Genomic DNA, 11,612 nt, shown 5'->3' on the forward strand with positions numbered 1-11,612 from the left:
CCACCGTCAGTCCGGACTCAGCGGATCAGGCCTGGGCCCAGTACCAGTCGGAGTTGCACGAGAAGATGGAGCCGGTTCCCGACTCGCCCACGCACGACTTGTAGTAGACGTCCGCGCCCTCGCTGAGGTTGTAGTTGAAGTCGGCGGACTTGCCCGCACCACCGGTCACCCAGTCGTTGTAGACGGTGCCCCGGTACGGCACGTACAGCTTCCCGACGGCGGAGTGCCCGTCGGCATCGGCGTCGTGGACCCAGTAGTGGTCCCCGTACGCCTTCCACCAGGAGGACGCCCCACCGGTCGGGTTGTAGACGACTCCGCCGTCCTGGCCCGCGGCCGCGACTCCGGCCGTCCCCAGGCTCAATGCCACGGTCCCCGCAAAGGCGACCGCGAAACGCTTTGCTCTACCGAGTTTCATTTTCCTCTTTCCTTCCGTGTGTGACGAGTGGCGCACTGGGATGGAGTAGAGGGAAGCGCCGAGGCCCAAACCTCGGCTCGCCGGTAGTACCTGTTGGCTCCCCCCGTACCGGCATTGCCTCGCCGCAATTGAAAGCAAGATCAAATGCCGCGTGGATCACGGTAGTGCGGCAGACGACGAGGCGTCGAAGGGTTACCAGTTCAATTATCTTCGATTCCGGTCGTTTACCTCCGGTCTGTCCGGGATTCACCGGCAGTTCGATTGACGTGAATCAAATGGCCGCCACCGGTCGGGCCGGCCGGAACAATCCGCTTTGTCTGGATTGATCATGTGTTGTTTGCGGGCGATGAGAGGGCGGATCAAGTCTCTTTCCCGGCAGGCACTCGGACCGGATCCGCCGCGCCCGAGACGTTGTGACGGGAAGCGGCTCCCGGGGCACGAGCGCATCGTGCGGACTGCGAAAGGGGGCCGTACCGCTCGACGCCCGGCCGGCCGTTCCGCCCGGCCGGCCGTCCCGCCCCTGCGGCCAGCGCCGGTTCGAAGCCCTCGGTGTCCTGGAAGCACGCAGGTCGCCGAGGTGCGACGGTCCGGCGAAAGCCCGTCACGGGCACGGACGCCGCCGGAAACGGGCACGAGGACAGCGGCGAGCGGCGGCGCCCCGTCGGCTCCGCGCCCGAACAGCACTGACACCGGATCCGTTCCGATGTGCGGCTGACGCCCCGTCGACCACCTCCTCCCCGGAGTTCCTCTGCCGGGAGGAATCCGGTGCGGTTCCGGCGCCGGACTGGTCCACCGGGGGAGCCGAAGCGGAATTCCCCCGTTCGGCTCAGCCGATCCGGCCTGAACTGCGGCGACGTCGCCACCACCCCCGCACCTCCCCTCACGCGGCGGAAACGCAGGCTTGACGGAGAGTGACGCCGAGCGTTTCATTCGGGCCGAAGCGCCGGCCTCTTCTGCCACAGGCCCTCGCGTCCGCCGCAGGACGCGTCCTCGGCGCCTTCGGTCTCTTCCGTCAGACCGTGGGGGCGCCCGCTGCAGGTGACCTGTCCACTCCCGGTCCGATACCGCCCCGCATCACGCCGCGGCGATCGACCCTGCCGGTCGCCTGCCCCGGTGCGCTCGCCACGGTCCGTCCCCACCGCAAGGAGTACTCATGAACAGTTCGCAGCCCGAGCCCCAGCAGGAGGCACCTTCCGGCATCGACCGCCGCGGCGTGATGCGCGGCGCGACACATCTGGGTCTCGCGGGTCTCGCCGCGGGTGCCGTGCTCGGCGCGGCGGAGCCGGCCCTCGCGGCCGCACCGCGCCGGGACGGGGCGGCGGCCGAGGCCGCGGCCGAAGCGGCGGGCCCGCACGAGCCGCTGGTGGTGCACGTGCGCGATGCCGCGAAGGGCGAGATGGACTTCTTCCACGGAGAGCGGCACCACCACGTCACCGACCGGGCGTTGGCCGCGGACCTGCTGCGGCACCTGCACTGACCGGGCTCCGGCCCACCGCGGCAGCCGACGCTGCCGGCCCGACGCACCCTCGACCCCAGTGAGGTACCGATGTCATCCCACCGCGAAGCCCCGGAGATCTCCAAGGACCCGGTCGCCGACAGCACCGACGTCTACGCCTTCGTCAGCCCCGACGCCCCCGACACCGTCACGCTGATCGCCAACTACATCCCGCTGCAGAACCCCGCGGGCGGCCCGAACTTCTACGAGTTCGGCGACGACGTGCTGTACGAGATCCATGTCGACAACGACGGCGACGGCAGGCCCGACGTCACCTACCGGTTCGAGTTCACCACCCGGCTCCGCCACCCGGACAGCTTCCTCTACAACACCGGGCCCGTCCTCAGCCTGGACTCGCCGAACTGGAACCGGTACCAGACCTACACCCTCACCCGCTGCGAGAGCGGCGGCCGGAACTCGGTGCTCGGCCGCCACCTGACCTGCCCGCCCTGCAACATCGGCCCGCTGTCCACCCCGAACTACCAAAGGCTGGCCCAGCAGGCGGTGCACACCCTCGGCAGGAACCGGAAGGTGTTCGCCGGCCAGCGGGCCGAGGGCTTCTACGTCGACCTCGGTGCCGTGTTCGACCTCGGAAACCTGCGGCCCTTCCAGAACCTGCACAACCAGTTCGGGATGAGCGTCTTCGCCCAGCCGGCCGACGGCGTCAACACCACCAAGGAACTGAACGTCCACTCGCTGGCGATCCAGGTGCCCGTCACCGACCTCACCCGCCACGGGCACCGGGCGAAGGACGCCACCGACCCGCACGCCACCGTCGGCGTGTGGACCACCGCGAGCCGGCGCCGGGCACGCGTCCTCGAGCCCCTCCACGGCCAGGACATCGAGTCCGGCCCGTACACCCAGGTCTCCCGCCTCGGGAACCCGCTCTTCAACGAGGTGCTGGTACCGCTCGGTTCCAAGGACGAGTGGAACGCGGTCCCGCCGGCCGACGACAAGCGCTTCGCCAGCTACGTCGCCCACCCCGAGCTGGCCAGGCTACTCCCGGTGCTCTACCCCGGGGTCTTCCCGCAGCTCGACGCCTACAACAAGTCCGGCAAACCGCGTGCCGACCTGCTGGCCATCCTGCTCACCGGTATCCCGCAGGGCGTCGTCCCGGGCTTCCAGAACCACACCGGCCCCACCCAGGCCGACATGCTCCGCCTCAACACCGCCATCCCCCCGAGCAGCAAGCCCAGCATCCTCGGCCTCGTCGGCGGCGACCCGGCCGGCTTCCCCAACGGACGCCGCGTGTACGACGACGTCGTCACCGTGGAGCTGCGAGCGGTGGCCGGCGCCACCCTTCCACTCGTCGACAAGGGCTACACCCCCGACGCCGCGGCGTCCAAGGTGACCGACGGCCTGACGCCGGCGGACCTCGCCAACCCGTACCTGGACACCTTCCCCTACCTCGGCGTCCCCTACGACGGCTACCACCACCCCGCCTCCTGACCCGACCGACCCGCGGGGCCGCCCTTCCGGGTACGGCGGCCCCGCCACTCCGAGCGACAGGAGCCCCTCCCGTGCACGACCACAACTCCCAGCCCTCCGAACCGGGCAGCGTCCTCCTGGAGATCGGCGAGGACACCGCGGCGCTCATCATCCACACGGAGCCCGCCGAGGACGGACGCGAGATCCACGTCAGCCCGGCCGACCGGCCCGAGCATCGCACCCACGCCGCCGTGCGCCCCCGCCGCCTCGCCGACCGCACCCTGTACTGCGTCCTCATCTCCCCCCTGCCGGCGGGCACCTACACGGTGTGGAACGACGACGGCACCGCGCACGGCACCGTCGCACTCGACGGCGGAACGGTCACCGAGTACCACTGTTGACACCGTGACGGCCGCCGCTCCGAGCAGCGGGCCCCGCCCACGCGACCGGTGAGTCGGGCCGCGCCGGGTCCCCGCGCGAGGCGCTCCCCGGCCCCGGCTGCGGCTGCGGCTGCGGCTGCGGCTGCGGCTGCGGCTGCGGCTGCGGCTGCGGTTGCGGGGAGAGAAGGGCCCCGACCGCGCGGCTCAGCGGGCCGCCATCTCCCACACCAGCGCCTCCGCCCCGGTCACCGCCACCAGCTCGGCCCCGCGCGCCCCGCCGATCCGGGCCGCGTCGCCGGGGCCGAGCCGGGCCTCCCCCAGCCCCACCTCGCCCCGCACCACGTGGACGTACACGTACGCCCCGTCCGGCACCGCCGTCCGCTCCCCCGCCTCCAGCCGCCTTACGTGCAGCATCGCGCCGGCCTCCGGGACGGCGTACGGGGTGGAGTCGGCGATGCCGCGGACGATCCCGTAGGCCGGTTCGCCGCCGGGCTCGCGCGGGGCCAGCCACATCTGGACGAAGGTCAGGGGCTCCGGGCCGTCGTTGCGCTCCACGTGCCGCACCCCGGCCGCGGAGCTGAGGCGCTGCACGTCCCCGGGGCGGACGATCGTCTCGCGCCCCGTGGAGTCGCGGTGGGTCAGCTCGCCCTCCACCACCCACGTCACGATCTCGGTATGGCTGTGCGGGTGCTCGTCGAAGCCCGCGCCGGGCGCGAGGCGTTCCTCGTTGCAGGCGATCAGGGCGCCGAAGCGCAGGTTGTCCGGATCGTAGTGCGGGCCGAAGGAGAAGGCGTGCAGCGACTCGATACCGGCCGCGGGGTCGCCCCCCGGATAGCGCTCCTCGGCGTGCCGCACGTCCACCCTCATGCCCGTCACGGTAGGCCCTCCGGGGTCGGTGGCGCTCCGATCCTGCCCCCGGCGACGCACTCTCCCGTCCCGATAAGGCAGTCTTGTCCCCGTGCCCGAACCCGAATCCAGCAAGCCCGACCAGCCGCCCGCCGGCGTCCGTGCGCGCCCCCATCCGCACGCCCCGACCCTGAAGCGGCTGGAGAAGTCCTCCGGGAGCCTCGCCGCACAGGCCATCGCGCGGATGGACGAGACGCTTCCGTGGTACCGGGCCATGCCCCCGGAGAACCGGTCCTGGATCGGGCTGGTCGCACAGGCCGGCATCGCCGCCTTCACCGAGTGGTTCCGGCGACCGGACGCCCCGCAGGCCATCTCGACGGACGTGTTCGGGACCGCGCCGCGAGAACTGACCCGGGCCATCACGCTGCGGCAGACCGTGGAGATGGTGCGCACCACCATCGAGGTGATGGAGAGCGCGATCGACGAGGTCGCGGCGCCCGGGGACGAGTCGGTGCTGCGCGAGGCGCTGCTGGTGTACGCGCGGGAGATCGCCTTCGCCACCGCCCAGGTGTACGCGCAGGCGGCCGAGGCACGCGGTGCCTGGGACGCGCGCCTGGAGTCGCTGGTCGTCAACGCGGTGGTCAGCGGTGAGGTCGACGAGGGCGCCGTCAGCCGGGCCGCCGCTCTCGGCTGGAACTCCCCCGAGTACGTGTGCGTCGTACTGGGCACCGCACCGGACGGGGACTCCGAACTGACCGTCGAGGCGATCCGGCGGGCCGCCCGGCACGCCAAGCTCCAGGTGCTGACCGGGGTGCTGGGCAGCCGCCTGGTGGTGATCGCGGGCGGCAGCGACAATCCGCTGGGAGTGGCGAGGTCCCTGATCGGACCATATGCGGCGGGACCCGTGGTGGCCGGGCCGGTGGTGCCCGACCTGCTGGCCGCGACGCGTTCCGCGCAGGCCGCGGCGGCCGGGCTGAAGGCGTGTTCGGCCTGGCAGGACGCGCCCCGGCCGGTCCTCGCGGACGATCTGCTGCCGGAGCGCGCGATCGCCGGTGATCCCACCGCGCGCGAGCAGTTGGTGGAGGAGATCTACAGACCGCTCGGGGAAGCAGGCTCCGCACTACTGGAGACGCTCAGTGTCTACCTGGAACAGGCGAGCAGCCTGGAAGGCGCCGCCCGAATGCTCTTCGTTCACCCCAACACCGTGCGCTACCGGCTCCGACGTGTGACAGACGTCACCGGATGGTCGCCTTCCGATGTACGCTCCGCGTTCACCCTGCGCATCGCACTGATCCTGGGGCGTCTGGTGGATGGAGATCCCCAGACCTAGTCTTTTGTCGGGGGCCCACAAAACCCCCTCGTGTTCTTCGTCCTAGTCCCCACGGGCGGCCGCGCCCGTACGCAAGAGAGAGTGTGAGAGTGCTCGTACTCGTCGCTCCCGGCCAGGGCGCCCAGACGCCCGGCTTCCTGACCCCCTGGCTCGAACTCCCCGGCGCCGCCGACCGCGTCGCCGCGTGGTCGGACGCCATCGGACTGGATCTCGCCCACTACGGCACGCAGGCCGACGCGGACGAGATCCGCGACACCGCCGTCGCCCAGCCGCTGCTGGTCGCGGCCGGCCTGCTGTCCGCCGCGGCACTCGGTGACATCTCGCCGGGGGCCGTCGCCGGGCACAGTGTCGGCGAGTTCACCGCCGCGGTCCTCGCCGGCGTCCTCGACGAGACCGCCGCGCTGGCGCTGGTGCGCAAGCGGGGCCTGGCGATGGCGGAGGCCGCCGCGATCACCGAGACGGGCATGTCCGCCCTGCTCGGCGGTGACGCCGCCACGACCGTGCCGCACCTGGAGAAACTGGGCCTGACCGCCGCGAACGTCAACGGGGCGGGCCAGATCGTGGCCGCGGGCACCAGGGAGCAGCTGGCCGCGCTCGCCGAGGACAAGCCGGAGGGCGTGCGGCGTGTCGTGCCGCTGAAGGTCGCCGGCGCCTTCCACACCCACCACATGGCCCCCGCGGTCGACAGGCTGGCGGAGGCCGCGAAGGACCTCGAGCCCGCCGACCCGAAGGTCGCCTACGTCTCGAACAAGGACGGGCTCACCGCGGCGACCGGCGACGACGTGGTCGCCCGCCTGGTCGGCCAGGTCGCCAACCCGGTCCGCTGGGACCTGTGCATGGACACCTTCCGGGAGCTGGGCGCCACGGCGCTGCTGGAGGTGTGCCCGGGCGGCACCCTGACCGGCATCGCCAAGCGCGCCCTGCCCGGCGTCAAGACACTGCCGCTGAAGACACCCGACGACCTCGACGCCGCCCGCGAGCTCATCGCCGAGCACGCCTGAGACGCCCCAAGGAGCCGACCGACATGGCGAAGATCAAGGCCAGCAAGGGCGCCCCGTACGCGCGCATTCTCGGCGTGGGCGGCTACCGTCCGACCCGTGTGGTGCCGAACGAGGTGATCCTGGAGACGATCGACTCGTCCGACGAGTGGATCCGCTCACGCTCCGGCATCCAGACCCGGCACTGGGCGAGCGACGAGGAGACCGTCGCCACGATGTCGGTGGAGGCCTCCGGGAAGGCCATCGCGGACGCCGGGATCGCCGCGGGGCAGATCGGCGCGGTGATCGTCTCCACCGTCTCGCACTTCAAGCAGACCCCGGCCATCGCCACCGAGATCGCCGACAGGCTGGGCACGGACAAGGCCGCCGCCTTCGACATCTCGGCGGGTTGCGCCGGGTTCGGCTACGGCCTCACCCTCGCCAAGGGCCTGATCACGGAGGGCTCCGCGGAGCACGTCCTGGTCATCGGCGTGGAGCGGCTGAGCGATCTCACCGATCTGGAGGACCGGGCCACGGCCTTCCTGTTCGGTGACGGCGCCGGAGCGGTCGTGGTCGGACCGTCGAACGAACCTGCGATCGGTCCCACGATCTGGGGGTCCGAGGGCGACAAGTCCGAGACGATCAAGCAGACCGTGCCGTGGACGGACTACCGTGCGGGTGCCGTGGACCGTTTCCCGGCGATCACGCAGGAGGGCCAGGCGGTGTTCCGCTGGGCCGTGTTCGAGATGGCGAAGGTCGCCCAGCAGGCGCTTGACGCGGCCGGTATCGGCGCGGACGAGCTGGACGTCTTCGTCCCGCACCAGGCCAACGAGCGGATCATCGACTCGATGGTGAAGACCCTGAAGCTGCCGGAGTCCGTCACGGTCGCCCGGGACGTGCGCACCACCGGCAACACCTCGGCCGCCTCGATCCCGCTCGCGATGGAGCGGCTCCTGGCCACCGGGGAGGCGAAGAGCGGTGACACCGCACTCGTCATCGGATTCGGGGCGGGTCTCGTGTACGCAGCGACGGTCGTTACCCTCCCCTAGGCACTCCGTGCCGGATCGTGTGCAGCCGGTACGGGAACCGCAACACACCCGCCGCTGACGCGGCACCACCTCTGGAAAACTACGAAGGAGCGCCACCATGGCCGCCACTCAGGAAGAGATCGTCGCCGGTCTCGCGGAGATCGTGAACGAGATCGCCGGGATCCCGGTTGAGGACGTCCAGCTGGACAAGTCCTTCACCGACGACCTGGACGTCGACTCCCTGTCCATGGTCGAGGTCGTCGTCGCCGCCGAGGAGCGCTTCGACGTCAAGATCCCCGACGACGACGTCAAGAACCTCAAGACCGTCGGCGACGCGACCGACTACATCCTCAAGCACCAGGCCTGAGTCTTCCGCTCCGGCCGGGGTGCCCCGGCCCCGCCACCCGGCGGTGGCGCCGCTCGATCCTCTGATCCGTTGGAGAAAGAATTCCCGTGAGCTCGACCAATCGCACCGTGGTCGTCACCGGTATCGGCGCAACCACACCGCTGGGTGGCGACGCGGCCTCTACCTGGGAGGGCCTGGTCGCCGGACGTTCCGGCGTCGGCCCGCTGACGCAGGACTGGGCGGCGGAACTGCCCGTCCGCATCGCCGCGCAGATCGCCGTCGAACCCGGCGAGATCATCCCCCGCCCGCAGGCCCGCAAGCTGGACCGCTCGGCGCAGTTCGCGCTGATCGCGGCCCGGGAGGCGTGGCAGGACGCCGGTTTCAGCGGCAGGGCCGGCGAGGACTCCGCCATCGACCCGCACCGTCTCGGCGCGGTCATCGCCTCCGGAATCGGCGGTGTGACCACGCTCCTGGACCAGTACGACATCCTGCGCGACAAGGGCGTCCGCAGGGTCTCCCCGCACACCGTGCCGATGCTCATGCCCAACTCCCCGGCGGCCAACGTCGGCATCGAACTCGGTGCCCAGGCCGGCGTGCACACGCCCGTCTCGGCGTGCGCCTCCGGTGCCGAGGCCATCGGCTACGCCATCGAGATGATCCGCACCGGCCGTGCCGACGTCGTCGTCGCGGGCGGCACCGAGGCGGCCATCCACCCGCTGCCCATCGCCGCGTTCGGCAACATGATGGCGATGTCGAAGAACAACGACGACCCGCAGGGCGCCTCCCGCCCCTTCGACACGGACCGCAACGGCTTCGTCCTCGGCGAGGGCGCCGGCGTGATCGTCCTGGAGTCCGAGGAGCACGCCAGGGCCCGCGGCGCCCGCGTCTACGCGGAGGCCGTCGGACAGGGCATCTCCGCCGACGCCCACCACATCACCCAGCCGGAGCCGTCCGGCACCGGCATCGCGGCCGCCCTGCAGAACCTGCTCGACGGCACCGGCCTGGACCCGGCCGAGGTCGTGCACGTCAACGCGCACGCCACCTCGACCCCGCAGGGCGACATCGGTGAGATCAAGGCGCTGCGCAAGGCCTTCGGTGACGACGTCGACCACATGGCGGTCACCAGCACCAAGTCGATGACGGGCCACCTGCTCGGTGGTGCGGGCGGCGTGGAGACGGTGGCCGCCGTCCTGGCGCTGTACCACCGGGTCGCCCCGCCGACCGTCAACCTCGACAACCTCGACCCCGAGGTCAACGCGGACATCGTCCGCGGTGAGGCGCGCAAGCTGCCCGTGGAGGGCCGCATCGCCGCGCTGAACGACTCCTTCGGGTTCGGCGGGCACAACGTGGTCCTGGCGTTCCGCACCGTCTGAGTGACACCCGCGCGAGCGGGCACGTGACACGACACGGGAGGGTCCCACCGGCAGGTGGGACCCTCCCTGCGTTTCCGGGCCTTCACGGGCCGGCGGTCGTTCCCGCGGCCGGGACGGGTCACAGGTCCGCGGTCGTTCCCGCGGCCGGGACGGGTCGCGGGTCGGCGGTCGTTCCCGCGGGCGGGACGGGGCGCGGATCGGTGGTCGTTCCCGCGGGCGGGACGGGGCGCGGATCGGTGGTCGTCCGCGGGTCCGGTGCGGTCCCGCGTCCGCGGTGACCGGGGCTTCCGCCGCGGGTCCGCGGCGACCGGGGCGTCCCCGGGGTGCGGAGGATCAGACCACCTGGTGCAGCCAGCGCACCGGCGCGCCCTCTCCCGCGTACCGGAACGGCTCGAGCTCGTCGTCCCACGGCTTGCCGAGCAGCCTGGACAGCTCGGCCTCCAGGTCGGTCTCGCCGCGCCGGCTGCGCAGCAGGGCGGCGCGGAGCCGGTCCTCGGGGATGAGGATGTCGCCGTGGATTCCGGTGACGGCGTGGAAGATTCCCAGGTCGGGGGTGCAGCTGTAGCGCTCGCCCTCCGCGGTCGGGCAGGGCTCGGCGGTCACCTCGAAGCGCAGCAGGTGCCAGCCGCGCAGCGCGGAGGCCAGTTTGGACGCCGTGCCGGGCTCGCCCTGCCAGGAGAACTCCGAACGCCAGGTGCCGGGCGCGGCGGGCTGGCGGATCCAGTCGAGGTTGACGCGCGTGCCGAGCACCCCGGCGACGGCCCACTCGACGTGCGGGCACAGCGCGCGCGGCGCGGAGTGCACGTACAGAACTCCACGTGTCGTCACCGGGACCTCCGGGCAGCGGATCGTCTTGCAGCGGGCTGGGCGGCGGCTAAACAGCCACGTTGAGGGCGAGGCTACCGTGCGGCGGCGCGGGGAGTGTGACGTACCGTCGGTCCCGGTACCCGGAAAGGGCAGCCATTCACCCGGGGGGACGCCTGTCCGGGTGTGAGACTCGGCACGGCACCACCGGGGAACCCGCGCACGTTGTCATGAGGGAGGCCGTCGCGGCCGGTACCGGACGAGCGAGGGGATCACCGAGGGATGCGGAAACCGAGGCAGCGGGTGGGTGCCGTGGCGGCCGGCGTGGCGGCCGCCGTCCTGACCGCCGCGGGTTGCGGAGCGGCCGGCGGCCGGCCCGCCCCGCCGCCGACCGGCACGGCGTCCGGCGCGGCACCGAGACCGACCCCCACGCCGACGCCGGCCTGGGACCGCAGCCCGGACTCGATCGCGGCGGTCGGGGACTCCATCACCCGCGGCTTCGACGCGTGCGCCGTGCTGGCGGACTGCCCCGAGGTGTCCTGGGCCACGGGCAGCAGCCCGGCGGTCGACTCCCTCGCCGTCCGGCTGCTGGGCCGGGAACGGGCGGCCACCCACAGCTGGAACTACGCGGTGACCGGCGCCCGCATGGCCGGTCTGCAGGCCCAGATGGCGCGGGCGGTGACCCGCCGGCCGGAGCTGGTGACGGTGATGGTGGGCGCCAACGACGCCTGCCGTGCCACCCCCGCGGCCATGACCTCGGTGGCGGACTTCCGGGCCGGTTTCCAGAACGCGATGCGCACCCTGCGCCGCTCCCTGCCGCGGACCGAGGTGTACGTGGCGAGCGTGCCCGACCTGAAGCGGCTGTGGTCCCAGGGGCGTTCCAGCGCGCTGGGCCGGGAGGTGTGGAAGCTGGGCGTCTGCCCGTCGATGCTGAGTGACGCGGAGTCCCTGGGCGCGGCGGCGACCGCGCGGCGCGACAAGGTGGACAAGCGGGTGGAGGCGTACGACCGGGTGCTGGAGCAGGTGTGCGCCGCGGACCGGCACTGCCGCTACGACGGCGGCGCGGTCCACGACTACCGCTTCGGCGCCGCGCAGCTGAGCTCCTGGGACTGGTTCCACCCCGGCAAGGACGGCCAGGCCCGGCTCGCCGAGATCGCCTACCGCACGGTCACGGCGCGGGAGCCGGCGGA

Annotated in this window: 12 protein-coding genes; 9 read left to right on the forward strand and 3 right to left on the reverse strand. The window is 72.1% G+C overall.

The features are described from left to right. Positions 1–25: 25 nt before the first annotated feature. Entirely contained in the window at positions 26–361 is a 336-nt protein-coding gene (locus tag ACL02U_RS32110) for a hypothetical protein (RefSeq protein ID WP_412794531.1), read from the reverse strand. A gap of 1,207 nt (positions 362–1,568) precedes the next feature. On the opposite strand from ACL02U_RS32110, the gene ACL02U_RS32115 reads away from it, so the two are divergent. From ACL02U_RS32115 to ACL02U_RS32125, 3 genes are all read left to right on the forward strand, one after another. After that, positions 1,569–1,892 (forward strand): hypothetical protein, encoded by a 324-nt coding sequence (locus tag ACL02U_RS32115; protein ID WP_412794532.1) that lies wholly within the window; start codon positions 1,569–1,571, stop codon positions 1,890–1,892. Positions 1,893–1,961: 69 nt separating this feature from the next. Then, positions 1,962–3,359 carry a DUF4331 domain-containing protein gene (locus ACL02U_RS32120; RefSeq protein WP_412794533.1) on the forward strand — a complete coding sequence of 466 codons (1,398 nt, stop codon included), beginning with the start codon at positions 1,962–1,964 and terminating at the stop codon, positions 3,357–3,359. A gap of 71 nt (positions 3,360–3,430) precedes the next feature. Then, on the forward strand, positions 3,431–3,739 hold the full coding sequence (locus tag ACL02U_RS32125) for a hypothetical protein (RefSeq protein ID WP_412794534.1): 309 nt from the start codon (positions 3,431–3,433) through the stop codon (positions 3,737–3,739). 183 nt (positions 3,740–3,922) lie between these two features. Here the strand turns inward: ACL02U_RS32125 and ACL02U_RS32130 are convergent, their stop codons facing one another. Beyond that, positions 3,923–4,585: a pirin family protein gene (locus ACL02U_RS32130; RefSeq protein WP_412794535.1), complete on the reverse strand. Its 663-nt coding sequence runs from the start codon at positions 4,583–4,585 to the stop codon at positions 3,923–3,925. A gap of 91 nt (positions 4,586–4,676) precedes the next feature. On the opposite strand from ACL02U_RS32130, the gene ACL02U_RS32135 reads away from it, so the two are divergent. The 5 genes from ACL02U_RS32135 to fabF all read left to right on the forward strand — a co-directional run bounded on the left by ACL02U_RS32135 (position 4,677) and on the right by fabF (position 9,618). Beyond that, on the forward strand, positions 4,677–5,894 hold the full coding sequence (locus tag ACL02U_RS32135; RefSeq protein WP_412794536.1) for a PucR family transcriptional regulator: 1,218 nt from the start codon (positions 4,677–4,679) through the stop codon (positions 5,892–5,894). Between the two features lie 89 nt (positions 5,895–5,983). Further along, a complete protein-coding gene (locus ACL02U_RS32140) occupies positions 5,984–6,895 on the forward strand; it encodes an ACP S-malonyltransferase (protein ID WP_412794537.1) in 912 nt (303 codons plus the stop codon). Positions 6,896–6,918: 23 nt separating this feature from the next. Continuing rightward, positions 6,919–7,920 (forward strand): ketoacyl-ACP synthase III, encoded by a 1,002-nt coding sequence (locus ACL02U_RS32145; RefSeq protein WP_412794538.1) that lies wholly within the window; start codon positions 6,919–6,921, stop codon positions 7,918–7,920. Between the two features lie 97 nt (positions 7,921–8,017). Beyond that, positions 8,018–8,266: an acyl carrier protein gene (locus ACL02U_RS32150; protein WP_004931691.1), complete on the forward strand. Its 249-nt coding sequence runs from the start codon at positions 8,018–8,020 to the stop codon at positions 8,264–8,266. An 86-nt stretch (positions 8,267–8,352) separates the two neighbouring features. Further along, a complete protein-coding gene (gene fabF, locus ACL02U_RS32155; protein WP_412794539.1) occupies positions 8,353–9,618 on the forward strand; it encodes a beta-ketoacyl-ACP synthase II in 1,266 nt (421 codons plus the stop codon). 333 nt (positions 9,619–9,951) lie between these two features. Here fabF and ACL02U_RS32160 read toward each other — a convergent pair whose 3' ends face one another. Then, the gene (locus tag ACL02U_RS32160; protein ID WP_412794540.1) at positions 9,952–10,446 is read right to left on the reverse strand and encodes a DUF3145 domain-containing protein; all 495 of its coding nucleotides are present in this window, start codon (positions 10,444–10,446) and stop codon (positions 9,952–9,954) included. Positions 10,447–10,704: 258 nt separating this feature from the next. Between ACL02U_RS32160 and ACL02U_RS32165 the strand changes: the two genes are divergently transcribed. Then, positions 10,705–11,612, forward strand: a 908-nt coding sequence (locus tag ACL02U_RS32165; RefSeq protein ID WP_412794541.1) for an SGNH/GDSL hydrolase family protein, incomplete at its 3' end; no start/stop codon positions are given.

The sequence above is a fragment of the Streptomyces sp. MS06 genome, assembly GCF_047200655.1.
Taxonomy (GTDB): domain Bacteria; phylum Actinomycetota; class Actinomycetes; order Streptomycetales; family Streptomycetaceae; genus Streptomyces.